20 protein-coding genes and 2 pseudogenes are annotated in these 25,762 nt (G+C 56.7%); 13 read left to right on the top strand and 9 right to left on the bottom strand.

Annotated elements, in window-relative coordinates:
- Nucleotides 1-36: 36 nt before the first annotated feature.
- Nucleotides 37-1,251: an MFS transporter gene (locus tag AO353_RS29240; protein ID WP_054598113.1), complete on the bottom strand. Its 1,215-nt coding sequence runs from the start codon at nucleotides 1,249-1,251 to the stop codon at nucleotides 37-39.
- Nucleotides 1,252-1,380: 129 nt separating this feature from the next.
- Here AO353_RS29240 and AO353_RS29235 point away from each other — a divergent pair, with 129 nt between their 5' ends.
- From AO353_RS29235 to AO353_RS29220, 4 genes are all read left to right on the top strand, one after another.
- Nucleotides 1,381-2,223 carry a helix-turn-helix transcriptional regulator gene (locus tag AO353_RS29235; protein WP_054598112.1) on the top strand — a complete coding sequence of 281 codons (843 nt, stop codon included), beginning with the start codon at nucleotides 1,381-1,383 and terminating at the stop codon, nucleotides 2,221-2,223.
- 282 nt (nucleotides 2,224-2,505) lie between these two features.
- A complete protein-coding gene (locus AO353_RS29230) occupies nucleotides 2,506-3,501 on the top strand; it encodes an isocyanide synthase family protein (protein ID WP_054598111.1) in 996 nt (331 codons plus the stop codon).
- A complete protein-coding gene (locus AO353_RS29225; RefSeq protein ID WP_054598110.1) occupies nucleotides 3,501-4,217 on the top strand; it encodes an HAD family hydrolase in 717 nt (238 codons plus the stop codon). Before AO353_RS29230 ends, AO353_RS29225 begins: the two co-directional genes overlap by 1 nt.
- Before the next feature lie 29 nt (nucleotides 4,218-4,246).
- On the top strand, nucleotides 4,247-6,007 hold the full coding sequence (locus AO353_RS29220; protein WP_054598109.1) for an isocyanide synthase family protein: 1,761 nt from the start codon (nucleotides 4,247-4,249) through the stop codon (nucleotides 6,005-6,007).
- A gap of 65 nt (nucleotides 6,008-6,072) precedes the next feature.
- Here AO353_RS29220 and AO353_RS29215 read toward each other — a convergent pair whose 3' ends face one another.
- On the bottom strand, nucleotides 6,073-6,381 hold the full coding sequence (locus AO353_RS29215; protein WP_237142953.1) for an alpha/beta fold hydrolase: 309 nt from the start codon (nucleotides 6,379-6,381) through the stop codon (nucleotides 6,073-6,075).
- Nucleotides 6,382-6,454: 73 nt separating this feature from the next.
- Here AO353_RS29215 and AO353_RS29210 point away from each other — a divergent pair.
- From AO353_RS29210 to AO353_RS29200, 4 genes and pseudogenes are all read left to right on the top strand, one after another.
- Nucleotides 6,455-6,918, top strand: a pseudogene (locus tag AO353_RS29210) (GNAT family N-acetyltransferase).
- 190 nt (nucleotides 6,919-7,108) lie between these two features.
- Entirely contained in the window at nucleotides 7,109-11,878 is a 4,770-nt protein-coding gene (locus tag AO353_RS29205; RefSeq protein ID WP_054598108.1) for a DUF3320 domain-containing protein, read from the top strand.
- Nucleotides 11,879-12,008: 130 nt separating this feature from the next.
- A complete protein-coding gene (locus tag AO353_RS31045) occupies nucleotides 12,009-12,407 on the top strand; it encodes a GIY-YIG nuclease family protein (protein ID WP_102667228.1) in 399 nt (132 codons plus the stop codon).
- Between the two features lie 443 nt (nucleotides 12,408-12,850).
- Nucleotides 12,851-13,318: a hypothetical protein gene (locus tag AO353_RS29200; RefSeq protein WP_054598107.1), complete on the top strand. Its 468-nt coding sequence runs from the start codon at nucleotides 12,851-12,853 to the stop codon at nucleotides 13,316-13,318.
- 85 nt (nucleotides 13,319-13,403) lie between these two features.
- On the opposite strand, the pseudogene AO353_RS29195 reads toward AO353_RS29200, so the two are convergent.
- Nucleotides 13,404-13,577: pseudogene (locus AO353_RS29195) on the bottom strand (transposase domain-containing protein); the annotation flags it as partial.
- Between the two features lie 185 nt (nucleotides 13,578-13,762).
- Nucleotides 13,763-14,971, bottom strand: a complete 1,209-nt coding sequence (locus AO353_RS29190) for an MFS transporter (protein ID WP_054598106.1) — start codon at nucleotides 14,969-14,971, stop codon at nucleotides 13,763-13,765.
- Nucleotides 14,972-15,105: 134 nt separating this feature from the next.
- Here AO353_RS29190 and AO353_RS29185 point away from each other — a divergent pair, with 134 nt between their 5' ends.
- A complete protein-coding gene (locus tag AO353_RS29185; protein ID WP_054598105.1) occupies nucleotides 15,106-15,687 on the top strand; it encodes a TetR/AcrR family transcriptional regulator in 582 nt (193 codons plus the stop codon).
- A gap of 163 nt (nucleotides 15,688-15,850) precedes the next feature.
- Here AO353_RS29185 and AO353_RS29180 read toward each other — a convergent pair whose 3' ends face one another.
- Nucleotides 15,851-16,759, bottom strand: coding sequence for an alpha/beta fold hydrolase (locus AO353_RS29180; RefSeq protein WP_054598104.1), 909 nt, complete (start codon nucleotides 16,757-16,759; stop codon nucleotides 15,851-15,853).
- Nucleotides 16,760-17,604: 845 nt separating this feature from the next.
- Here AO353_RS29180 and AO353_RS29170 point away from each other — a divergent pair.
- Nucleotides 17,605-18,612 (top strand): acyltransferase family protein, encoded by a 1,008-nt coding sequence (locus AO353_RS29170; protein ID WP_054598102.1) that lies wholly within the window; start codon nucleotides 17,605-17,607, stop codon nucleotides 18,610-18,612.
- A gap of 158 nt (nucleotides 18,613-18,770) precedes the next feature.
- Here AO353_RS29170 and AO353_RS29165 read toward each other — a convergent pair whose 3' ends face one another.
- A complete protein-coding gene (locus tag AO353_RS29165) occupies nucleotides 18,771-19,064 on the bottom strand; it encodes a hypothetical protein (protein ID WP_054598101.1) in 294 nt (97 codons plus the stop codon).
- Between the two features lie 600 nt (nucleotides 19,065-19,664).
- On the opposite strand from AO353_RS29165, the gene AO353_RS29160 reads away from it, so the two are divergent.
- Nucleotides 19,665-20,087, top strand: a complete 423-nt coding sequence (locus AO353_RS29160) for an HD domain-containing protein (protein WP_054598100.1) — start codon at nucleotides 19,665-19,667, stop codon at nucleotides 20,085-20,087.
- A 34-nt stretch (nucleotides 20,088-20,121) separates the two neighbouring features.
- Here the strand turns inward: AO353_RS29160 and AO353_RS29155 are convergent, their stop codons facing one another.
- The 3 genes from AO353_RS29155 to AO353_RS29145 form a co-directional block, all read right to left on the bottom strand.
- Nucleotides 20,122-20,514 (bottom strand): VOC family protein, encoded by a 393-nt coding sequence (locus tag AO353_RS29155; protein ID WP_054598099.1) that lies wholly within the window; start codon nucleotides 20,512-20,514, stop codon nucleotides 20,122-20,124.
- Between the two features lie 93 nt (nucleotides 20,515-20,607).
- Nucleotides 20,608-22,314 carry an amidase gene (locus AO353_RS29150; protein ID WP_054598098.1) on the bottom strand — a complete coding sequence of 569 codons (1,707 nt, stop codon included), beginning with the start codon at nucleotides 22,312-22,314 and terminating at the stop codon, nucleotides 20,608-20,610.
- A 182-nt stretch (nucleotides 22,315-22,496) separates the two neighbouring features.
- Nucleotides 22,497-22,955 carry a winged helix-turn-helix transcriptional regulator gene (locus AO353_RS29145; RefSeq protein WP_054598387.1) on the bottom strand — a complete coding sequence of 153 codons (459 nt, stop codon included), beginning with the start codon at nucleotides 22,953-22,955 and terminating at the stop codon, nucleotides 22,497-22,499.
- 137 nt (nucleotides 22,956-23,092) lie between these two features.
- Here AO353_RS29145 and AO353_RS29140 point away from each other — a divergent pair, with 137 nt between their 5' ends.
- Both AO353_RS29140 and AO353_RS29135 read left to right on the top strand, forming a co-directional pair.
- Nucleotides 23,093-24,376: an MFS transporter gene (locus AO353_RS29140; protein ID WP_054598097.1), complete on the top strand. Its 1,284-nt coding sequence runs from the start codon at nucleotides 23,093-23,095 to the stop codon at nucleotides 24,374-24,376.
- Nucleotides 24,373-25,269, top strand: coding sequence for an EamA family transporter (locus AO353_RS29135; RefSeq protein WP_054598096.1), 897 nt, complete (start codon nucleotides 24,373-24,375; stop codon nucleotides 25,267-25,269). Before AO353_RS29140 ends, AO353_RS29135 begins: the two co-directional genes overlap by 4 nt.
- The last annotated feature ends 493 nt before the right edge of the window (nucleotides 25,270-25,762 follow it).

The following is a 25,762-nucleotide window of genomic DNA, read 5'->3' as shown; positions in this document are numbered from 1 at the left end:
ACAACGAGTTCGAGCGGTGAAACAGAGGTCGGCTGTTTATTTAAAGCGGTCAGCGACCGATGCTCGAAATACTTTACCGAATGGGCGAGATCGATGTGTGCGCAGCTTCAGAAGCTGCAATGCGGCGCCAAAAAACGCCACTGCACCGGCACCGATCGCTAGCGTCCAACTTGGCATTTCCAACAGCAATAGGAAACCTCCTGCGCCAGCACCTAATGCGCTCCCCAGGTAAAGTGCTGACTCGTTCAAGGCGACTGCTAAATTACCATCGCCATTTCGCTCCCGCTCTGAGATCAACTCGTTATTTTGCGGAACCTGTAAGGCCCACCCCACGCATCCCCATATAGCGATAGGAATCATGGCTAACCAAGGCGATATGGCCGCGGCCAGCGGCAGCGCCAATAGTGACGCAGTCAACACCAGCATTATGATAAATATCAGCACGGGTCCTTCAATACGTTCAACCAGCGGGGTAATCAAGAAACTTCCTGCTACCCCACCAAGGCCCCAAACCCAGAGATATGGCGTCACGCTATCGATTCCTCCGTAGGCGGGATCCGTCATGAGCGGGGCGATGAAAGTGTACATCCCCAAGCTGGACACTGCGGCTAGCAGCGAGACCAGCAGGGTGCTTACTACATTCCGGTTCTCTAGCAATAAGAGTTTGCTACGGATTGTCATCTGCGGTCCGGCAGGGAGCGCTGGAAGGTTGACTACCAACCCCAGCCATGAGGCAGCACCAAGCAGAGCAATCAGCCACAGAGCGGCCTGCCACCCTGACAGCTCGGCAAGCAGCAGACTGAAAGGGACACCCAGCACGGTTCCACTGGCCATTCCAGCCATGATGATGGCGATCGCTCGACCGCGCCCGTTAGGTTCAGATACTGCAACACAAGCAGTGATTCCGGTTGCCAGATAAACTCCGGCCCCGAGCCCGGCAATTGCACGACACACTAACAGCGCAGCGAAATCATCAACGACAGCGCTGGCCATATTGGCCAAGACGAAGATCGCCAAGGCGGACAACAACCCGAGCCTCTGTCGTTGTGGGGGTAAGAGGGCCACGAAAATAGGCGATCCGATGCCATAAGCCAAAGAGAACACAGCCACCAATTGAGCAGCCACCGCCACCTGCACATTAAAGGCCTGTTCAATCATAGGCACGAGGCCTGCCATTACATAGGACGCCATGCCCAGCGCGAAGGCGCCGACAGCAATCCAATAGACCGAAGAGGGTGTTGTCCTGAACATAAGAATCTCCCTTTGCGAAATTAGGGCGGCGCAACAATTACGCGTCATCCCCGGCGCGGCAAATTCTTTAGCAAGCTAATCATTGTTACAATATCTACACTTTATGCTGTTACAGGGAGCAACTGTGTAATGGGAAGAACACTCGAACGCACCCGAGACGAGTTGGCGGCATTTTTGCGCAGTCGCCGAGAGCGCATTTCACCCGAGCAAGCAGGATTACCAACGACTGGGCGAAGAAGGACGCCGGGGCTGCGTCGTGAGGAGGTCGCCGCGTTGGCAGGCGTCGGCTTGACTTGGTATACATGGCTTGAGCAAGGCCGCGATATTGGGGTTTCACCGGCTTTCCTCGACAGTCTATGTCGAGTATTGAAACTTGACGCCATGGAACGCAGGCACCTTTACTTGCTGACCTACCAACGTGCTCCAGCAGAACAGGCACAGACTTGGTGCGTCGTTCCAACGATCATCCATCGTTTGATGGCAGACATGCCGCTGCGCCCCGCCTATGTCCTGAATTTGCGTTGGGACGTTCTCGCATGGAATCCGGCCGGCGATAAAGTATTCAACTTTGCAGACAAGCCTCCAGAGCAGCGCAACCTCCTGTGGATGCTGTTTACTGATGAGAAAATGCGTTCGCTGTTGTGCCCCTGGGAGGAGCAGGCGATACAAATGCTCTCTAGCTTTCGCAGGGATTTTGTTCATGCTTCGGCGCAAAGCGATGTTGCTGAGCTGGTGCGCAGCCTCGAGAAAGTCAGTGCAAAGTTCAAGTATTGGTGGAACAGGCAGGATATTCACGGCCCTTGCCAAGGCCTCAGAAATTTTGAAATTCCGTCATTCGGAAATATCTCGTTTGAGCATGCAACCCTGATAATTGACGCCGACAGGCACTTGCACTTGGTTTATTACGCGCCCAGTTTGGAAGGCGCTGCTCAGAGTAAGTTTGAGGGATGGCTTCAGGGCAGATATAGCTAGTTTGCAAGCCGATCATGCGCTCCTTATCCACTATTGACTATTCGCCCTCCGGGCTTCAGTTGGCTTGTGTTCCTATGGTGAAGGGGCTTTGCAGGTCAGGCAGGGGTTAGTTGCTTAACTGGCGGCAGACCCCCGAGGGGCGGGGGCTCGTGCAAGACGTAATATTCCAGATGGCCACGATTGACAAACTCTTACGACTTGTAGGAATTTAGCCGCCCGCAGGTAAGGCATATCTGCTGACGGCCAAAAAATAGCCGTTATTCACCACACAAAGGATTGTCTATGCAAGGTTCAAATACCGTTGCCCAACCGGCGGACGGTCAGCTGGTGCATGCGCATCAGAACACCCCCCACATGAACATTGCCCAGCAAATTCTCGAATGTCTGTTTCGGCGTCGGAGTCTTGCCCCGGAACAGGATCATGAGCTTTCGTTGCAGGTGCTGGAACCCCATCTGGCGAAGGTGATGCAGGCGGTCGAGAGCGGTCGCAAAGTCGAAATGGTCTTGCCAGCCTTTCCCGGCAAATCGCCCAGCCGCAAGAAAACCCTAAGCCATCTCCCTGATCTTGCTGAACACCATGCAATCGACGAGTTACACCGCCTGTGTGAGGAGATCCGGGAGATCTATGCACCGGGCGCGCTGATTCATATCTGCTCCGATGGTTATGTGTTCTCTGACCTGGTGCATGTTCCCGATTCTGACGTCAAGGCTTACACCGACGCTATCCAGGACTACGCCGATCAGCTTTATCCCGGTACGTTCGCCCATTTCGACCTCAGGGATGCCTATCCTCAGCTTGATTGTCTGGACGCCATGCGTGAGGAGATGATGATCGAGCACGGTCAGTCATTGATCCTGTTGCAACAGCGCTTCAAGGATGAACCGCATATGATGTTGATGTACTGCGGTATCCATCGCTTTCTGTCCGAGGATTATTCGGGGCTCAAGGTATTCGCCGGCATGAGCCTGAATGCGGTGAAGAAGGTCGCCAAGCCGGCCTCCCAGCGGGTGATTCAGCGCAGTGAAGCCTGGAGCGCCCTGTTACTGGCGCGCTACCCGCATTGCCTGCGCCTGTCGATTCACCCGCAATTGGCGGTGTCGACGAAGATCGGTATCCGGCTGGTGCCCACCAGTGACCTGTGGCGCACTCCCTGGCATTCGGTAGCCATCAAGCGACGGGGTGTGGTCACCCTCGAAAAACGCAGTAATGTCGATGAGCGCTATCACCGTCTGGTGTTCCGCAAGGGGCGTCCTTGTCACTACGCCAGTGCTCAATGATGGCGTCTCGGTTGCGGGTCGAAGCCGTACTCTTCGATTTGGATGGAACCTTGGTCGACACCTTGCCGGACATCACCTGGTGCCTGAACCAGGTGTTACTCGAACACGGTTGCCCGGTGCTGACTGCGCAAACAGTGCGGGGCTATATCGGTGGCGGGACCACGGCGATGATTGAGCGGGTTGCCGCGCAGTTTGGTATCGCTGATGCGATCGCCCTGCACCAGCGCTATGTGACGCTGTATCAGCACAACCTGGTTCAATTTTCCCGGCCATTCAGCGGTGTACTGGAATTGCTCGAAGGCTGCCGCCAGTTACAGCTGCCGCTGGCTATCGTGACCAACAAGGCCGAGGAAATGGCCTTGCAGGTTTCCAGAACATTGCTGCCGCAGAATGTTTTCGGGCCGATTCTGGGGCATCGCACGGGCCGGTCACTCAAACCTCAGCCGGATGTGGCGTGGGAAGCCGCCCGGCGGTTGTCGGTTGATCCGCAACGCTGTTTGTTCGTCGGTGACACAGAGATCGACCTGAAAACTGCCCGTGCCGCAGGTATGTACTCGGCAGCGGTCACCTGGGGGTACGGCCTGACTCAGACGTTGCAGGCCCTAGCTCCGGACTTCTGCTGTGAGCAACCGGCCGGGTTGTTGCGCATTCTGCAGCAAGTCTGCGGGACAGCGCATGCGCTCACCGAGCATGGCGATACCGTCAAATCCTATTGATACACACAAACCCTCAAGGAAGTTGTTCTATGGAACATAGAGACGCCTGGATCGCTGCCGTCAGCGATTTGCTGGCTGGTTATCTGCTCAAAGGCACGGATGATTGTTTCGAAACACAAGGCCGGGCGCATCTGGCGCGCAGCCTGGGGCAGTACTTTGATCAAAACCTGCCAGTACGTCTGGTACTGCCAGGTTTTCCCTGCAAGTCGCCCAATGCCAGTGACCAGACCTTCGGCGTACTGCCGGATTATGGTGAGGTGATGGCTATCGAGCGCCTCGACCAGCTCGGCCAAGCCATCGCCGCATTGCACACACCGGGCTGTGTGGTGTCGATCCTCAGCGACGGGACGACGTTCAATGACATCGTTGGGGTGGCCGACGACGTTCGCGCAGCCTACAACCGGGCTTTGCGTGAACTGTGCACCACCCATACGATTCAGTGGGTCAGCATGGAAGACCTGTTCCCGCAGGCCCAAAGTGCCGAGGCGGTCCGCGCCAGCCTGGTCAAGCAGGCCCGTCTACCCTGGAAAAACCTTGGAGAACTGATCGAGCAGAGCCGGCACGATGAATCCCTCAGCCAGGCCCATGACAACCTCTGCAGTCATTTGTACAACGACCTGCGCCTGTGCCGTGAGGACGGGCAGAGCGAGGACGAGTACCTGCAGCAAATCAACTTCAAAGCCTACCAGATGATGTTTCGCGGGCAGGCATTGAATGCGGCAGTGGATCGTTTCTTCGGCGACGACATTCGATTGTCGGTCCATCAGTACAGCAATGCCGGACCCAAATTCACCGTTGGGTTGGCTGAAGGGCTGACCCGTGTCGACAGCCCCTGGCATGCCGTGCCGGTGTGCAACATCGATGGTAGCCAGCGTCTTCGCGCACGGGCCCAGGTCGACCTCGACCACCATGTGCTGGTCACCTGGCAGGGGCGGCCATGGCTCTACCACCAAACAGAAAACCCGCAGGCCCAAGGCTTCGAATACGAACTGCAAAAGCTTCCGCTATTTGGCCTGGTGGTGCGAGACCCGCTGGGGCTGGGGTTCGAGCGACTGTCCACCAGCCTGCTGGAGGCACTGGTGGAAACCTTTGGTTTCGTCTGCCTCAAGGGCTGTCGCTTCGACGACCAGGACAGTTTTGCTCGCAGCTGCGAACGCTTTGGCACGCTGTACGAGTGGGCTTTCGGTGCCGTGCATGTGGTCAAACCCGCGGACAAACCCCAGGGCGTGGTGCACTCGCTGGAGAAAACGCCGTTGCACTGGGACCTGAACATGCTGCCCGACAGCGACCCACAGGTTCAGCGCAATCCGAAATTCTGCGCCAGCAAATTCATGCTGTATTGCAAGACCGCGCCGCAACCGGGCGAGGGCCAGACCACCATCGTCGACAGCCGAAACGTGCTGCGAAAAGTCGGGCAGCACGTCGCCCGACAATGGCAGAAGGTGAACATCACCTACTACACCAAGATGACTTACTTCGGCGGTTCGCCGCGCATGTACAGCCTGGTGGATCATCACCCCCGTAGCGGCGAACTCATCCTGCGTTACCAAGAGGGCACCGACTCGACATTGCAGACCCTGAGCCAGTCTGTGCAGGACCATGATGAGCAGGCCCAGCAGGCGCTGCTTGAACAGGTCAACGCGCTGGTTTATGACCCGGATTGCCTGATCGCCCATCAATGGAGCGAAGGTGATCTGGTGCTGATCGACAACTATCGGACGCTGCACGGCCGACTGCCGATGTCGCCGGCTTCCTCCTCGCGGGAGCTGTGGCGGGTACAGGTTTACTAACCGCTATTGTCTGGCAGGCCCTGGAGACAGGGCCTGCCAGAAATTCCCTTCGAGAGTTCTTCCCATCACTGCGCAATAAAGTCGCGAACCGCCCGAATAGTCTGTGTTGACGTCTCTTCCATCAGCCAATGTCCTGCCCCCGGCACCACCACTTCCGTGACCTTGTCCGCTGCGTTGCGCATCACGATCGCCTCATTACTTCCAAAAGATTTTTCACCACCAATGGCCAGCACCGGCATCGTCAGTCGCGTCGCCATCGACGCTTTGTTGTCCACCTCATCCTGACGAATGCTGCGGAACTGGGCGAAGGCTGCGTGCATGGCGCCGGGGCGGGCGTAGAGTTTGGCGTAATGCTGACGGGTTGCTTCATCCACCTTGGTGGGATTGCCCGCGAACTCGGACGGGGCTTTTTAGTTCTCCGTCCATCTATGGCTAAAGGAGAATGAAATGTTCGAAATCAGACGCGCCAAGCCAAGCGATTCCCAAGCAGCATTCTATATTCGCCTTCAAGCGATACGGCATCAATGCATCGGCGCCTACACCACGGAGTAAGTGTTGGCCTGGACGGCAGGATCAGCCACGGACGGTACAGCAACCTGATGGAAAAACACTTTTATCTGGGGTGTATTTAAGGAGAACCGGTGGCGACGGGAATGCTTGATTTGGAGAACAGCGAAATCGGCGCGATCTCTGTGCTCCTGGGTTTTATGCAACAAGGCATCGGCTTGAGAGTCCTGAGCCACCTGGAATGCTTGGCACGGGATCTGGGGCTGAAAGAAGTCAATCTGGACGCTACGTTGAACGCTGCCTAATTTTACCGGCGATGCGGTTTGGGGGATGAACCTGCTATTTACCATTCGCCCTCTGGGCTTCAGTTGGCTTGTGTTCCTATGGTGACGGGGGTTTTGTGAAGTTGGCATGGGTTGATTGCGTCAAGGCTTACTTTTCAGTACCTGCGGACCTAACGAAAAATAATTCTACAGGCGACGTTAGTTCGTTGTGATAGCGATGATCGTCGTCCATGATCATGCATCTGCCGTTAACCGACGGTAATCTGTTTCCCATCGTTTCCAGCCTCGGCCACGTTTCAAGAGAGTCTTCATGAGTTCAGGGATTAGTCAAAAGCTGCAGGGTAGCCGCAAGGAACTACTCGATATCGGCCTTCGCAACACCATGCTGAACTTCCGCGCGTCAGCGAAGACGTTGGCGGTGGTGGATGAACTGTCTGAGTCGGTGTTCCACCTGCTTTATCGGCAGGAGAAAACCATGAGTTTTTCTCCGATGGCCCGCCAGAAGTCGGCTGCGTTGGCGAAGATCGCGCTGCCCGAAGGAGAGGACGCTCAGGACATAGCGACTGATGAGTTGCTGTTGCTTGAACTCGACGGCTTGGGCGAATTGAGTGCTGTCGACGATGAGGTGGATGAGTCGGGTCGAGCGCGGCGGCATACGGATACGCGCTTGCAGACGGCACTGGATGAGGAGCGCCTTTTCCTGCAGCTGTTGAGGATTCACAGTGAGGCGCGAGCCTTTGTCGAGGAGCAAGGGGTAAACACGCTGTTTCTGGCGCTGGGCTTCCTTCATTGGTACGAAGCGGACAGCTCAGAGACCCTTCGCAAGGCTCCTTTGATGTTGTTGCCGGTAACCCTTGAACGCAGCGGCGCAAAGGACGCCTTCAAACTGAAGTATTCCGGCGACGAGTTGATGCCTAACTTGTCGTTGATCGCCAAGCTCAAGACCGATTTTGGTCTCGACCTCGCGGCTTGTGAGTTCAGTGAGGATCGCTTCGATGCTGCAGAGGGTAGCCTCGACAGCTTTTATGCTGAAGTGACGGACCTGGTAAGCAAACAACCCCGCTGGAAGGTTTCAACAAACGAGGCTGCGCTCGGGTTCTTCTCTTTTGGCAAGTTCCTGATGTTCAAGGATCTGGACCCGAAAAGTTGGCCGCAAGACCATCAACCCGATGCCCACCCGGTAATCAACCGGCTTCTGGGGGCTGGCTTCGGTGACCAGCGGCCGTGTTATGCCGAGGATGTGAACATCGACTCGGTGCTCAAGCCTGGGGAAGTCCGATTCGTCAAAGATGCGGACAGCAGCCAGACCGAAGCTATCCTCGAAGTGCGCGAGGGCGCCAACCTGGTTATCCAGGGGCCTCCGGGCACTGGTAAGTCGCAGACCATCACTAACATCATCGCGGAATTGATTGCCCAGAAAAAAACCGTGTTATTCGTGGCCGAAAAAATGGCTGCTCTCGAAGTGGTTAAACGTCGGCTCGACGAGTGTCACTTGGGTGATGCGGTGCTGGAGCTGCACAGCCACAAGTCGACCAAACAATCGGTGATCAAAGAGCTGGGTCGCACGCTTGAACAGGGTCGCCCACTGACCAAGGTGGGTGAAGATGATTTGGCCAACCTGGCGGAATTGCAAGGCAACTTAAACCGTTACTGCGAAGCGGTGAGTGCGCCTGTAGGTGCCAGCGGAATGGATTTTGTCGAGGTGTTGGGCCGTTACCTCAAGCTCAAGCGCAGTTACGGCGTGTTGCCGACAATTGCTTTCGCGCCAATGGTGTCATGGACCCAGACCGACCAGCTAAAACGCCGCCAGTTGATTGAAGAATTGACACTTCATATTAAGGAAATGGGCCGTCCAGACCAAAACCCGTTCTGGGGAAGCAAGCGAACTTATTTCTCTCCCATTGAACAGAACAATGCGAACGATGCGTTGCAACAAGCAAGTGCGCATTTAGCCGCTCTGGACGCTGCAGCCAAGGCGCTATCGATTCGACTAATGCTGACCCAGCCCGCCACACTCGCGGACGTTGCTGTCATATGCCGCGCTGCAAGGCGGGCGGCCGAAGCGCCTCGTTTGCAAGGTGTAGAGCTAAGTACAGGGGACTGGCAGCTGCGCCGCGATGCAATTCATGAGTTGCTCGATGCCGGTCAGCGCATGAGCACATGTAAGGCCAACCACGGGACCCAGCTGATCGAGGCCGCATGGGAGCAGGACCTGTTGGAAGTTCGGCAGAATCTGCTGGCTTACGGAGACAAGTGGTGGAAAGTATTTTCGGGGCGCTATCGTGCGGCCAAGGCTCGCTTGCAAGGGCTTGTGCAGGGCACTCTGCCTGGCAGCAACACCGAGCAACTCACTCTGGTCGATTCGGTCCTTGCCTATCAACAAAGTCTGAAGGTTTACCACCAACATGAGGGGCTGGGCAGCGCTCTCTTCGGTGCTCAATGGCAACGTCAGAAGTCTGATTGGGCGGTGCTTGAGCGCGTAAGCGCCTGGGTTGTGCAACTCTACGAAGACCTCGGCAACGGCAATGTGCCGCAGGGGATCATTGCGTTCCTCGCCGGGCACACGGACGCCAGCGGGCTTGGGGAGACGGTCAGTGACATCGAGGAGCATCTTGCGGGCCTCGATCAGGCATTGCTAGCTGGTCTGGAAGTCATCGGCATGCAGGATGACACCGCACAAACGCTGCGTAGTCTAGATCTACCGGCTTTGGGCGCGCGCTTGCAACTGTGGCAGGCCAGCCTGGGCGCGCTCTACCAAATGGCCCGCTTCAACGTACTGTCGGGCGAAGTTCATCAGGCCCAACTGGACGAGTTGTTGAACATTGCCCTGCGCAGCGACGCGCCTGATCAGCTACCGGCCATCCTCGATTTTTCCTGGTATTCAGGGCTGGTGCAGAAGGCGTACGCTGAAAAACCAGCACTACAGCAATTTGACCGCATCAAACACGAGCATCAGATCGCCAAGTTCAAAACCCTCGATGCCGCATCGTTGAACCATGCGCAAACGTTTCTAGCGCGGCAGGTTTGGGAACATATGCCTAATGTGAACCAGCCGGGTGAAATGGCAATTTTGCGCGCAGAACTGAACAAGAAGCGCCGGCACATTCCGATCCGTCAACTGATCGACAAGGCCGGGCGGGCGATTCAGCAAATCAAGCCGGTGTTCATGATGAGCCCCATGTCCATCGCCAACTTCCTGCCCCCAGGCAAGTTAGCGTTCGACGTGGTGGTGTTCGACGAAGCTTCTCAGGTCAAGGCCGTTGATGCGTTTGGCGCGATTTTACGTGGCAAGCAAGTGGTGGTGGTTGGTGACACCCGGCAGATGCCGCCTAGCGATTTGTTCAGCCGCGACATTGCAGCTGATGACGACAACGAAGCCACCGCCGACATCGAAAGCATCCTCAGTCTATTCAAGGCGGCGGGCAGCCAGGAACGCTACCTGCGCTGGCACTACCGCAGCCGACACGAATCACTCATCGCCGTCTCCAACGTGGAGTTCTATGACAGCAAGCTGGTGGTATTCCCTTCCGCAGGCCAGCATCCGCACGCGAAGGGCGTGAGCTTCGATTACCTACCGCAGGCACTGTATGACCGTGGCCGCACACGGACCAACAAGGATGAGGCCAAAGCAGTCGCCCAAGCGGTGATGAAACACGCGCTGGAGACGCCGGAACTGTCCTTGGCGGTTGCCGCATTCAGCGTTCCGCAGCGTGATCTGATCAACATTGAGGTTGAGCTGCTACGGCGCAAGACACCTCAGGCCGAAGCGTTTTTCACCGCACAGGGCAGCGAGCGGTTCTTCGTCAAAAACCTTGAAAACATTCAGGGTGATGAGCGCGACGTGATCTTCATCAGCATTGGATATGGCCGCAATGAGTCCGGTCGAATCGCCCGTGAATTTGGCCCTCTCAATAAAGATGGCGGGCATCGCCGACTCAACGTTTTGATCACACGGGCCAAATTGGCTATGCGCGTGTTCTGTAACTTCCGTGGCGATGAACTGGAGATCGATGCCACTGCCAAGCATGGCGTACGGGCTTTGAAAAACTTCCTCAAGTACGCGGAAACGGGGGAACTGGAAGTCGCCAAGGAAACCGGCAAGGCTACAGATTCGCCCTTTGAGGATGAGGTTATCCGGGCCTTGCGTGATCTTGACTACCAGGTAGAGCCGCAAGTCGGTACTGCCGGTTACTTCATTGACCTCGCCGTGAGAGACCCCGAGTTTCCAGGCCGATACGTGCTGGCTGTTGAATGCGATGGCGCGGCCTATCACAGCTCGCGCTCTGCACGTGATCGCGATCGCTTGCGCCAAGGTGTGCTTGAGGGCTTGGGCTGGAACTTCCATCGTATCTGGAGTACCGATTGGTTCCGCAATCCTAAGCAAGAAATCACACGCACAGTAGCGGCAATCGAGGCTGCCCGCGAACATATAGCCAACCGTCGTAGCGTCTCGGTCACAGAAACTCTGATCGAGCCCCAGCATGAAATTATCCGTGACGAAACCATTGCCGAAGTCGAACCGATCGCCAGCCAACCTTATGAAAAGGCGCGGCTCTCTGCAGTCAGCACCCAAGTGGAACTACATCAACACCAGCCGGAACACCTGCTGCGCCTGATCCGTTCAGTGGTCGATGTCGAATCACCGGTGCATTCAGTAGAGGTCACTCGGCGGCTAATGGAGGCTTTCGGGGTGACACGGCAAGGCTCAAGAATCACTGCCGCCGTGGAGAACGCCATTGGCATGGGCATTAAGCAGCGGCACTTCTTGCGCCGTGGCGAATTTCTTCACCACGTCGAGAATCGTCCCGTTGTCATTCGCAGCCGAGCGCATTGGGAGTCTGCCGAGCGCAAACTGGAGTGGGTCGCGCCGGAAGAACTCGACCAGGCCCTGATAGAAATCATCATTTCGGGGTTTTCCATGAGTCATGACGACGCGATCTCTGGCGCCTTGAGACTGCTCGGTTTTGGCCGCGCCACGGCCAAGGTGACAGCGCCATTGAAGGAAAGAATCGAGCAGTTGACGCGTGATAGACGGTTGGAGCTGAGAGAGGGCCGGTTGGTGGTGTCTACTTCTGGCTGATGGGGGAGGCCGTTGTACCGGTAATTAAAAGGTGGTGGATTTATTTGAAAAATAGATCCGTCATCTCTTATCCGTCTTCTAATAATATACGTACTGATTTTCCGCTTCCAACACCAGTCAGGTCGATTTCATGCCAATGTTCGCTAGTTTACGCCAGTCGATTGAGAGGGCATCAACTGATGCTAAAGATCTCTTCTTATCAGCCACGGCCCCGAACAATCGCGAAACCTATTTCGCAAAGGGAAAGCTAGGTGATAACGGAACAGGTGCGGTCTACGCTTATTTTGATAAAGAAGGGCAAGCGCTGTACGTTGGAGTGACAGGTCGCACAATTAAGATGCGACAGCACGATCAGACTTCGCCTCACAAAAAAACCACATGGTGGGATCGCTGGGAGACTGTCCGCTTCATTCAGATCAGCAGTGAAACTGATAGGCTGACGCTAGAACTACTTTTGATCCTTGCATTAAAACCCCCACACAACTCTAAGCCTGGTCCTCGCGACTTCGCAGCAATGTTCTCCTCATAAGATAAAGGGTGGCAGATATATTTTAATAAATAGATCTGTCACCTTTTATTGTAGATGCATACCTTAGACGACGGCATCAAAGGGTGAGTTGCCCGGACGGTTAGAGCGCCCGTTAAAGCTGGCGCACTAAGCGTCCGGCCAATTCACCTTTCGAACTCCAGCATTAAGAGCGATAGTGGGCCAGTGACCACCCTGAGCGCTGAACTGCAACATACTGGGCAACTGAAGGTTGGCTAGAGATTTTTCCCGGCTTCTCGATTTGGAGCCGCGGCGCGTCGAAGTCAGTTCAGGCCTGGGCAGTCAGCTCACGCAGTGCTCGCCCTGATAACAACCCCGGATTCGCCGAGTGCTCCCCCGGGGGGATTGTGTCAGGCTATGCCGTTTTCACCCGTAGCTCCTAGTTTCGCTAGGGGCTTTTTCATGCTCAGGACGAGTCATTCAAGATGTTGATGAAGCTGGCGCCGAAGAAGCGGCGCAACCCGCGTAATTTCTATCTAGGTATCGCTGCGGTGTTACTGATTGTCGGGATTGGACGCTATTTCGCGCTCAAGGCCGAGCAGGAGAAGGTGGCCCAACAGGCGCTGCTGGTCGAGCGCCTCGCCCAGTTGGACGCGACCCTGCCAAAGCAACTGGATGCAATTACCACCCTTGAGTACGTCGGTTTGACGTACGGTGACACGATCTTCTACCGCTACAGAGTCGACTTAGCAGCGAGCAGCCTCTCCGAGGAACACAAGGTCAGCATGGAGGCGAGAATGCGCCGTGATCTGGAGCAACTGGCCTGCAAGGAACCGCAGTTGCTGGCGATGATGCGCAGGTTCAAGTTTCACCAGGAGCATTGCTACCTGGCCAGGAACAGCACACTCTTTTCCATTGAGCTTCACCCTGAACAGTTGAGCTGCCCAGGATGATGCCGATAAAGTGGGGCGCCGTCGCTCGTTCATCGACTCAGGCCATTCCCTAGACCGCAGCGTCCAGTCAATCCGTCTTGCATGACTAGGCCGGCATCCACTTATGCGGCAGCAGTTGATCAATCTCACTTGCCTGCTGTGTCGGCAGACGAGTCAAGACGTCCTTGAGGTAAGCATACGGATCATGCCCATTCATACGCGCCGACTGGATCAAGCTCATGATCGCTGCGGCCCGTTTGCCACTGCGCAGCTCTCCAGCAAGTCGAGTCAGCCGAAGGGAGTTTCACCCCTCGGCTGCTCACAGAACCGTACGTGACAGTCTCCCGTCAGGTCGCGGTAGGGATGGCAGACGCGTTTGAGTGGTCTCTTTTGGTCGGTAGCAGCTGGCGCTATTGACCTTCAGCTTTTAGCCGTCTAGCAAAGCTTTAGCACCAGCTCTTCCTCTTACACTGAGTACGCTGCCGCCAGCGCGTGTTCTCGCATACGTCGGTATCCCCAAATGGCTACGAGGAGCACAGCTGCCCCTGCCGCTAACGCTACGTTGAATCCATAGCGTGCACCTTCCATATCCACCAACTGGCCGGACGCTGCAGCCCCCAGAGCTACTCCAACATTCAAGCCGGCCAGCAACCAGGTCATCCCTTCAGTCAATTGTCTTTCCGGCACGATTCTCTCTACCAGTGACATCGCCACAATCATTGTTGGCGCAAAGAACAGGCCTGCTACCAGGACCGCGCCGGCGAGCCCGGCAATGTTGCCAGCCATTAACAAGGGTAGTGTCGTCGCTGCGGTGGCCAGACCACCCATCAGCAAGAGTTTGTGTAACGGCGTTTTCAGTTTGAGCGCACCAAACAGCAGGCCGGCTGCGCACGAACCGATGGCGTAACACGACAGCACGATACTGGCCGCCGCAGGACTGCCCATTTGTTCGGCGAACGCGACGCTCACGATATCGACCGTCCCGACGATGACGCCCATCGCGACCATCAACAATGTTAACAACCGGACATCCGACAGGCGAAAGACCGAGGCTGTGCGTGTGCTTATTTCTTCAGCGGATTCCACGGGGGGGGCGGTAGCGACTTGCGCAGCCAAAGCAAGTGCGCCGATCACCAGCAGTGCTACCGCCGCTAACGGCCCAGCCTGTGGGAAGACGGCCACGCTCAAGCCAACGGAAATGGGAGGGCCTGCGATGAAGGTAACTTCGTCTAGCACTGTTTCCAGTGAATAAGCCGTTTGCAGGTGCGGCTTGCCCCTGTAGATAGCCGTCCAGCGGGCGCGGACCATCGCTGACATGCTCGGCATGAAACCCGCCAGCGCGGCTGCCACGAACAGAGTCCAGTCGGGTGTATGCCAGTAGGTGCAAGCTAGTAGCAGAAGAATGCCCAGAGCGCTGATGCCGGTAGACACCGGCAGTACCCGGCGCTGACCGTATCGATCCACCAAGCGCGAAACTTGCGGCGACATCAATGCGTACGTCAGGACAAAGGTAGCTGAGACCGCGCCGGCCAGCGCGTAGCTGCCCCGCAGCTGTGACAGCATTGTAATGATGCCGATACCCGTCATAGGTAGCGGTAAACGGGCGAGGAGGCCGGCCACGGAAAAACCCTTGGTGCCGGGGGCTTGGAACAGTACTCGGTACGGATTGGCCATGCTCGATTCTCCTTATCGAATTAGCGCAGCTTGCTTGGGCGTCGCTGAACTGAAAAAATACATTCATCGCGTATGATTAAAATCCTATAATCATACGAGGTGAATGTAAACGGCTTATCAACCCAGGAGAGATCATGGCTCGACGTACTCGCGCTGACATGGAAGAAACCCGCGCCACACTGCTCAAGACCGCACGCCAGATTTTCAGCGAACGCGGCTATGCAGAGACGTCCATGGATGATTTGACAGCACTGGCTAACCTGACCAGGGGCGCGCTTTATCATCATTTTGGAGACAAGAAAGGCTTGCTCACCGCTGTGGTCGCACAGATTGATGCTGAGATGGATGCGCGGTTACAAGCGATTTCGGACAGCACCGAAAACGTGTGGGAGGCCTTCAGAAACCGCTGCCGTGCTTATCTGGAAATGGCGCAGGAACCTGAAATCCAACGCATCGTGTTGCGTGATGCCCGGGCTGTTCTGGGTAGCTCTCCGCCGGAGGCGCACCGTCATTGTGTTGCCTCTCTACAGAAAATGCTTGAGCAACTGATGCTCCAGGAGGGGGGTGTGCAGTCCGATCCCGAAGCACTGGCGATGCTGATCTATGGAAGCTTGTGCGAAGCAGCCTTCTGGATCGCAGAAGCAGAGCCTGGTTCGAACAGGCTGTCGCAAGCGCTCGGGGCACTGGAGCTTCTGCTCAAGGGCGTCCGTAGCTGAAATCAGGAACATAGGGGCGGAGTCCAGTGTCGGCAATATCTGCTTACGGGGGAGGGCAAGCATCGTTATCAGTTTGTTGTCGTGCAGTGTCTAGCCCCTTATATAACTTCAGGGCAGGCCCTGAGTGCAGGGGCCTCCAAAAAACCTCCGATACCTCGATCCATCACTGCGCAATAAAGTCGCGAACCGCCCGAATAGTCTGCGTTGGCGCCTCTTCCATCAGCCAATGTCCTGCCCCCGGCACCACCACTTCCGTGACCTTGTCCGCCGCGTTGCGCATCACGATCGCTTCATTACTTCCAAAAGACTTTTCACCACCAATGGCCAGCACCGGCATGGTCAGTCGCGCCGCCATCGACGCTTTGTTGTCCACCTCATCCTGACGAATGCTGCGGAACTGGGCGAAGGCTGCGTGCATGGCGCCGGGGCGGGCGTAGAGCTTGGCGTAATGCTGACGGGTTGCTTCATCCACCTTGGTGGGATTGCCCGCGAACTCGTTCCAGAACCGGTCCAGGTAGATGCGCTCACGGCCGGCCACCAGGCGTTCAGCATCCGGCCCGCCGAAGTCGAAGTGCCAAAGCATCGGTGAGCGGACAATCTCGTTCCAGGGCGGAATGCCCGGCACGGGCGCATCCATCACCACCAGGCGATCGGTACGCTGCGGATAACGCGCGGCGTAGGCGTAGGCGACCATGGTGCCGATGTCGTGGCCGATGACCACCGAGTGTTCGATACCCAGCGCGGCCAACACCGCACGGATGTCGCCCGCCTGGGTCTTCTTGTCGTAGCCGCTGTCCGGGATCGACGACAAGCCCATGCCGCGAAGGTCCGGCACCACGACCGTGTGATCCCGGGCCAGATCGGCAGCCAGTGGCGCCCACATATCGCCGGTATCGCCAAAGCCATGCAACAGCACCACGGCCGGCCCCTTGCCGCCGACGCGCACATGCAGTGTGACGCCTTCTACTGGAATGTCCTGAATACGAAAGGAGGCAGGAAATGGCGTCACCTGAGCATGTGCTGGGATGCTTAGAGCAAGCAGCATAAAAGCCGTCAACAGGACGCGAATCATGGTGGTGTCTCCAGACGTAGGCGTGGAGGGGGCCCTGAGTCAATGTGCGTGTCGCTTGGGCGGAAGAGTTGACCGCATAACGTGATGCACAGAATCGACATGTGCCATTCAGTAGCAAGCCAATACGGTCAGAATGGCGAGTCTTCTGAAGCACGATAAGGTCCCGTTCGGATGAGCTTAGATTGTTTGGCTGTGATTGCTGGTCGTCATCCTGACCCGGTGTGGCGACGTCGCCGATGCCCCCAAAGCTGCCGTGGGCCAAAGGCAGAAATCGGCCGATTCTGTTGAAAAAGTCGACCATGGCTTCCGCAGCAGAAAAGTATGTGCCCGTGATTGAAATCTTTACTTTCGGCAGAAGCTTCCGGACTCAGATTTCACGTAGCAGTGTGCAAAAAAGGCGTTTTAACCAGTCAATGACCAGGCCGTTTGGGCGAACCGACTTTTTCAACAGAATCGGCCAAAAGCCGCCGGTCACGGGAATCTACCAAAAAGTGGGCGATTCACTTGGAGCCATGCTGCCAAGCAACGTCAAAAGCCCAGTCATTTAGCGAATCCCTCGCGACTAGAATTTTTTCATGGTGTGAAGCGTAAAGTGCAAAAGCTGTCCTAGACTGAAAATTTTAAAGGGTCTGATTTCATGAAATTTTCACCGCCGCGACCACTGGGTTTTTATATGAATTAAAGACAGTCTTCAGACGCAGCACTGCCTTTATCGAATATCCTCTATCGACCCAAGAGCGGACTTGGTATTGATAGAGAATTGTGATTTCTGGAAAAAATGCGAGGGAGCGAAACTTTCAGCTTACTGCTGATTGAGACACACATTCCAACGAGCGAATGCAAATATGAATGGTCACTCCGTAGCAGACTCTCGATTAAGCATGCTTGATGGATGGCGCGGCATCAGCATCTTGCTTGTCTTGGCGAGCCACCTGCTACCACTTGGTCCAAAGCATTGGCAATTGAATTCCGCCGCAGGCGTTATGGGAATGGCTATTTTTTTTACGCTATCGGGTTTCCTGATAACAAGTTTTCTGCTCAGCAACAGCAGCGTCGTTGATTTTTTAATCCGCAGAATCTTTCGGATTGTGCCGCTCGCCTGGTTGTACATGGCGATTGCTTTATTTGTCATGAACAGTACTTCTGATTTCTACATCGCAAACTTTCTGTTCATTGCCAACTGGCCGCCAATGTGGCTTGGCAATGCAAACGGCCACCTATGGAGTTTGTGCGTAGAGGTTCAATTTTATGTCGCCATCGCTATGCTGGTCGTTCTATTGAGAAACAAGTGGGTAGTGCTGATCCCTTTATTCTGCATTGCCGTCACGATGTACCGCGTCATGAATGATGTCCATGTCGCAATCAACACGTATTACCGCATTGATGAAATACTCGCTGGATGCATACTTGCACTGATACACAGCAATAGACTGGGCAACACCCTTGCGAAACTTCCGACCCAACCGGGGGGCGCACAAATACTTTTACTCCTCCTGTTTGCCTTGTCCTGTCATCCCGATGCGGGCTTCATGAACTACTTCCGCCCCTATCTTGCCGCAGCCTTGGTGGGGAGCACGTTACTCAATAGCCGGGCACGAGTGACCCAAATCCTGAATAGTCGCGTTCTATTTTATATAGCTACCATCTCGTACGCTCTCTATGTTGTTCATCCGCTGCTGGAACAGACTTGGCTGGGTAGCGGAGAGACCGTCATAAAATATTTGAAGCGCCCTTTGTTGTTCGCCGCAGTTTTTCTCACTGCGCATATCTCGACCTTCTATTATGAAAAAAGGTGGATTGCTTTTGGTAAGACGTTTTCCAAGAAAGTAGCTAACCAATCGGTTACCAGCTAAACGTCCGCAGAGGGTCGCAAGCAGTCCTCAGTGAGCGGCGGCTTTTGGCCGGAAGCAGTCAGTCGTAATCGACTAACCGCTGCTCGCAAAATAAAAACGGAATGTAAGCAGGCAACAAAAAACCGCAGCAATGCGGTTTTTTTGCGACTAAATGCAGGTCACTGCCCTTTGGGCGTATCAAACCCACGCTGCTCAATCACCCCAAACACATCAGCCACATCCTGGACCATGATCCGGGCGATGTTGGTGACGGTGTTGATGTCGTTCTCGGCGTAGTCGGGGAGGCTGGTGCAGGCCATGAGGTTCAGGTATTTGAGGACCGCGTTGAGGCGTTCGCTGACGCAGTTGTGGAGTTCGCGTAGCGGGGCGTCGCTGTCGATGTGCAGGACTGGGCTGTCGGTGGCGAATTGGGACATGGGGGTGAAGCGGTGGGGCGGGTTGTTCGTGGTCATAAGTAGGTCTCTATCAAAGCAAATAGAAGCACCACCTTTTCGCTGCGAAACAAATGGGTGGCAGCTGTACGCGGGTTCGCAGACCGAGAAGTGACCTACACCCGGCAGACCCGAAAGTCTCCCACGCACAACCGCCATGAAATGTAACGCGGGCAAAGTTTGCCAGAGTTCTCATTCGACGGTGTAGGTCATCTTCTGTAGGGCTGCGAAACCCTATCGCTAACTGCGGTCAGCGACGTCTCGAATATAGGTGTCGGCTTTTGGCGCCGCAACCGGGGTGTAGGACGCTGCGCGGCCATTGTGGCGATGTGGTTTGTCCATGTTCGGCGGTGAATTTGCCGTAAACCGGGCTCTGCGGAGTGTCTGAGGAGATTGGTTGCAGGATTTGGGGCTGCTTCGCAGCCCAGCGGGAGCAAGCTCCCTCGCCACGGTGGGTGGATTCCTACGAGAGTTTCGGAGCTGAAAATCAAAAGATTGTCCGAACGCGGCCCGAGCCTTCGGCAGCTCCGAGCGTGGGGGAGTGGAAGTCCGTCGTGGGTTGGCTCAAGCTCGGCATCTACGTGAGCAACCGCTACGGCTTTGCAGCCAAGGAAAATCGAGATGACTCAAACACTGGAACGTGCCATCGCCATTGCTGCTGCCGCTCACGAAGGGCAGGTCGACAAGGGCGGTTCGCCGTACATCCTGCACCCGCTGAAAGTGATGCTGAGGGTCAGCACCCTGGAAGAGCGGATCGTGGCGGTTCTGCATGACGTGGTCGAGGACTCTGGCATCAGCCTCGATGATTTGCGTCAAGAAGGCTTCAGTGAAACGGTGCTGGCGGCCATTGAGTCTGTCACCAAGCTGCCGGGAGAGTCCTACGAACTGTTCGTCGAACGAGCGGCGCAGAACCCGATAGGCCGTGTGGTCAAGCTGGCTGACCTTGAAGAGAACAGTGATGTGTCCCGAATCGCACAGCCGTCCTGGGAAGATCTGGAGCGAATTGAAAAGTATCGGCGGGCGATTGGCAGGCTGCGTTCGTAGCCTGCCAACTCGGCATTTAGACCCCAGCTATCGCTCACGCCTGCACAGGCGTGCAAAGCTCCACCAATGTCCCGTCCGGGCAGCGAACGTAGGAGACGGTTTGCCCCCAGGGTTTGATGAGGGGAGCGGCTATTTCAGTGGCGCCGGCGTGTAGTGCTTTGGCATGGGCGGCGGTTACGTCGTCGGTCACCAGGCCCACTTCGATGCCCAGTGGTTTGGGGGAGGCGTGAGCCGAGATGTGGCCGGTGCTGAAGTTCATCGCCGCGAGTTCGTCGGCGGCGAATGCCAGGGTGGTTTCGCCGGTTTCGAGTTCGCCATAGGTGGCGGATTCGTGGAGGAAGCGAGTGGCAATCCCGAAGGCGGATGAGAAGAACTGGAGTGAGGCTGCAACGTCCGGGACGTAGATGATCATGTAGCCGAATTTCATGTGCAAACATTCCTTGTTGTGACATTGGGGTGGCAAATCCAGCAGAAGGCGGACGCACCCTCGCATCCGCCTGTCATTCCACTACAGAGCCATTTACTTGCGCAACACCGGAGTCCGTGGCGGAATCAGCCGCTTCGTCCCCGTCGCCTCGAACGCCGAAGCCAACCGCAGCAACGTCGAATCGTCATACGCACGACCGGCAAAGGTCAGCCCGACCGGCATGCCGATATCTGCCATCACACCCATCGGTACGGTGACTGTGGGCACGCCCAAATGGCGGATGGCGAGGTTGCCGTTGGCGACCCAGATGCCGTTGCTCCAGGCGATGTCCGCAGAAATCGGGTCGACATCGGCATTCGCCGGGCCGACGTCGGCGACGGTCGGGAATAGCACGGCATCGAGGCCGAGTTTGTCCATCCAGTCTTCGAGGTCGATTTTACGGGTCTGTTCAAGTCCACGCAGGCCGTCGGGCACGGTGGAGATCTGGTCCCACGGCGTGATGCCGCGCTCGGCCATCCGCACGTATTCGTCCATGCCGGCGGCAAGGTCGCCTTCGCGGTTGGGCAGGGTGCCGGGGTCGTGGGGGAAGATCAGCGGTCCGTTGACGTCGACCAGGCGATTCAATTTTGGATCGCCGTTGGCTTGCAGGAAGTCATCGAACGCCCACGCGGTCAGGTCCCACAGCTCATCGTGGAGGAACTCTTTGGAGACGATGCCGCGATTGAACACGGTCGGCGCGCCGGGGCGATCGCCTTCGCAGTTGGAGACCAGCGGGAAGTCGACGTCGATCACTTCGGCGCCAGCCGCTTCAAGTGCCTGGCGAGCCTGTTCCCAAAGCCCGATCACCGAGGCGCGGGTGTTGATTCGTTGCCCGGTCGGGCCACCGATGCCCGGTGCTTCAGAGGTGCCGGCTTCGGGATCGGCGTTGATGTACATCCGCGGAATGCCGAAGCGTTTTCCGGCGAGGGCATCGGGATTGGCGGCAAGCGCCACGTAGGAGGCGGGGCGCACCGAGGTGACGCTCGGGATCGGCACCCAAGGTTGCATCCGCCACAGATCGCCGCGTGTGTCGGGGTCTTCTGCCACGACCACGTCGAGCACTTCGAGCAGGTCGGCCATGGTTCTGGCAAACGGCACGACCACGTCCATGGTCGGCGTCAACGGCCAGTTGCCGCGCACCGAGATCACCCCGCGTGATGGCGTGTAGGCGCACAGGCCATTGTTCGAGGCAGGGCCGCGTCCGCTCGACCAGGTTTCTTCCGCGAGGCCGAAGGCTGCGAAACTGGCGGCAGTGGCGGTACCGGCGCCGTTCGATGAGCCAGAGGCGAAAGGGGCGGTGAGGTAGTCAGCGTTGTACGGGCTTTCTGCCCGGCCGTAGACCCCGCGCTGCATGCCGCCGTTGGCCATGGGCGGCATGTTGGTCTTGCCCAGGCAAATGGCGCCGGCCGCGCGCAGCCGTTCGATGGTGAACGCATCGCGATAGGCAATCAGGTTGGCGAAGGCCGGGCTTCCGGACGCGGCGGTCAGCCCCTTGACCAGATAACTGTCCTTGGCCGTGTAGGGAATGCCATCGAGTGGGCCCAGCGTCTGGCCTTTGGCGCGGCGGGCATCGGATGCCCGCGCCTCGTTCAGCGCCTCGGGGTTGCGCACCACCACCGCGTTAAGGGCGGTGGGCGTGTCGGGGCCGTCGTAGGCATCGATTCGGGCGAGATAGGCCTGCACCAGTTCAACCGCCGTGGTCTGGCCCGATTCGAGCGCCGCCCGCAGTTGGGCAATGGGAACCTCGGTGACCTCGATCATGCTGCTCTCTCAAAATGGGTGTTCATTGGGTTTCTCGTGGCACTGTAGTACGCGACAGTGTCTTGGCGTTCAATCTGAGCATTCTATTAAACGCCCGGCAAAAAAGAGCAGAAAAAAAACCGCAACACCGTGTAAGGCCAGTCAGTCAGGAGATTCCGGGGCGAGGCAAGTCTGCTGTCGATTCACGACTCGCCGCCAACAAATCTCACTCTGTGGCAGTCAGACGGTCCAAGTTTTTGACCGCGTGATGAGCGAACTTCAATCGGCATCAGAGGCTCGCCGGACTCGTTGTCGATCAGCACAGAACGCGTTTCCTGCGGCTTGAACAGGAAACGTTCGCCCCACTGCCTCATGCTGACCACAACTGGGAAGATCTCCCGTCCTTTTTCCGTAAGGACGTACTCCTTGTAGGCGCTGCCATCTGACGCCGGTCGAACGTCGAAAACCCCGACCTCAACCAGCGTCTTCAGTCGCGATGCGAGAATATTCTTGGCCACGCCCAAGCTCTTTTGAAATTCGCTGAATCGGCGAATGTCGTCAAACGCGTCGCGGATGATCATGAGCGACCAACGATCCCCGATGGCCTCCAGTGTTCTTGCGACCGGGCATTCGCTGCTGTGTGGTGAGGCATCTTCGAGCATTTTTTTGACCTTGCGGAATGTGGAGTTGCCAAGCCTGTCCACCAGTCTGGCGCAATGTGGTTGCAATTTAAAACCTGATACGGCAACAATGGAATCTAGTTCTGAATTGAAACCAGTTTAACGCCATGGAGGTGTACATGACAGCAGATGCCGACTCAGCCACCAAACGGTTCTCCAGACAGCCTTCGGGATTACTGCATTCGGATACCGGAGAACGCAGCAGGACCGACCGGTCTCCAGGGCTTTCCCCGTCGCTCACGTTATTGTTTTCCGCCACCTGCGCACTTGCAGTCGCCAACGTTTACTTCGCCCAACCTTTGCTCGCCTCAATGGCTGAGAGCCTGGGCGTCACCTCAGGATTGATCGGGGTCGTGGTGACGGCCACTCAGGTGGGTTACGCGTTGGGGTTGCTGTTCATCGTCCCACTGGGCGATAGGGTCAACCGAAAGCGGTTGATTCTGACTCAGGTCCTGCTGTCTGCGGTTGCACTCGCGGCGGTCGGCGCAGCACAGCAATGGCTGGCCCTGTTGGGCGCCATGATCGTGATGGGCTTACTGGCAGTGGTTGTTCAAGTACTGGTGGCATACGCCGCCGTGTTGGCAACGCCATCACAACGCGGGCAGGCAGTGGGGACGGTAACCAGTGGAATTGTCCTGGGCATTCTTCTGGCACGGTTTACCTCTGGCCTGATTGCGGACATCGCCGGCTGGCGCGCCGTTTACTTCGTGTCCTCAGGATTGATGCTGACCATCGCGGCGGTGCTGTGGAAAGTGGTTCCTGTCACGGCGCCGCCAAGGCACCAAGACTCCTACCTGGCGCTCATAAGTTCACTCTTCAAACTGTTCATGACCGAACGCACTTTACGCGCCAGGGGCCTTCTGGCCTTACTGATCTTTGCCGCTTTTTCCGTGCTGTGGACATCCATGGTGCTGCCGTTGAGCGCTCCGCCGCTGTCGCTTTCACACACTACTATCGGCCTGTTTGGCTTGGCCGGAGTCGCCGGTGCCCTTGCTGCCAGTAGAGCCGGTCGCTGGGCCGATCAAGGCCTGGGGCAACGAGTGACCGGCATTTCGCTGGGGCTGCTGACGTTGTCCTGGTTACCCATCACGTTTGCCGAGACGTCCCTGATCGCGCTGGTCTGCGGCGTAGTCCTGCTCGACTTCGCGGTGCAAGCGGTACACGTCACCAACCAGAGCCTCATTTTTGCTGCACGACCCGATGCCCACAGTCGCATGGTCGGCGCATACATGTGCTTCTACTCGGTCGGTAGCGCGCTGGGAGCCGCAGCCGCGACCCAGGTTTATGCGCTCTGGGGCTGGAGGGCAGTAAGCCTGCTGGGCGCCTTGATCAGCGCTGCTGCCTTGCTGCTGTGGATTCTCACGTTTAATTCTTCAACGACCCATCAAGGACGATCAGCATGAAAGCCAGGCACCTGCTACTCGCCATTTCGATTACTGCCATATGGGGCGTGAACTTCTCGGTTATCAAACTGGGCCTCACCACCGTTGACCCGCTGATCCTTGCTGGCATTCGCTTCACGCTTTGCGCACTTCCAGCGATCTTTTTCATTCCGAAACCTGATGTGCAGTGGCGCTACATCATGGGTTACGGTCTGGTCTTCGGTATCGGACTTTGGGGCGTCGTTAACCTTGGCATCCAGTCTGGTCTTTCAGCAGGCATCGCTTCGCTGGTGCTTCAGTTCAGCGCGTTTTTCACCCTCCTGCTGGGCTCATGGATATTCAAGGAAGCGATTTCCCGCTACCAACTGGCGGGCATAGGTATCGCCTGCTGTGGCTTGTTGAGCATCATCTCGATTGTTGATGGGACAGTCACGACGGCCGGGCTGCTGTTGGTGCTGCTGGGAGCAGTCGCCTGGAGTGTCGCCAACGTGATCAACAAAAAAGCGAAGACCACCCAGGTCTTCGCTTTCCTGGTGTGGTCCAGCGCGTTTTCGCCCATCCCTCTTTTCGCGCTGGATTACGCTGTCAACGGCTCAACGGGTTACAGCGCATTGGTGAATCAACTCGACTACCGCGCCGTCCTGTCGATCCTGTTCCAGGTCTACCCCAATACACTATTCGGCTACTGGGTGTGGAATTCACTTCTGAAACGATATCCCGTGTCTACAGTCGCGCCATTGTCGTTATTGGTGCCGGTATTCGGACTGCTCGGTTCAGTCACAATTTTCAATGAGAGCCTGTCAGTCAACAAAATCGTTGCAGTCGTTCTCATCGTGTCGGGTCTTGGCGTCGGCTTATACGGACAGCGCATCCTCAGTGCGGTGCTCAAGCGTTCTGGCCGATGCCCAGCGTGATGTAACTGCTTCGCGAAAGCCTCGACGACTACGTCTTCGTCGACGAACTCGACCTGGTCAAACGAAGTTGAAGTGCACACCGGGCAGGGAACGGCGAGTCCGGTGCTGGGAGGTTCAGGTGAAACAGTTGCACACCCAGGGTGCCGGTGACCATGACGGACTCCAAGGCAAAGTGAGTACGTGGACGTACTTCAGTGAGCGCCGCGCAAGCGACGCTTTTCTTGTTGGAGTGATCATGTGCAATGCATCGGGATAGATAAATGATTAAGTTTGTTGCTTCAAACCTTAAAAAATAGTGCCCGCGGTTTTTCCGCCTCCGGTATGTTCAAGCGTGATCGTGCACCCAAAGAATCACCAGATCGAACGCTGCTGTGGCGAGGGAGCTTGCTCCCGCCCGACCGGGCTGGCGCACCAGGGCGCAGCACTCGCAAATCAGCCGTTATTGCCGAAGTTTTGGGGCCGCTACGCAGCCCAGCGGGAGCAAGCTCCCTCG

The organism is Pseudomonas fluorescens, from assembly GCF_001307155.1.
GTDB lineage: Bacteria > Pseudomonadota > Gammaproteobacteria > Pseudomonadales > Pseudomonadaceae > Aquipseudomonas > Aquipseudomonas helvetica.
Note: the sequence above shows the minus strand (reverse complement) of the source record. Positions and strands in the feature narration are given on the sequence as shown.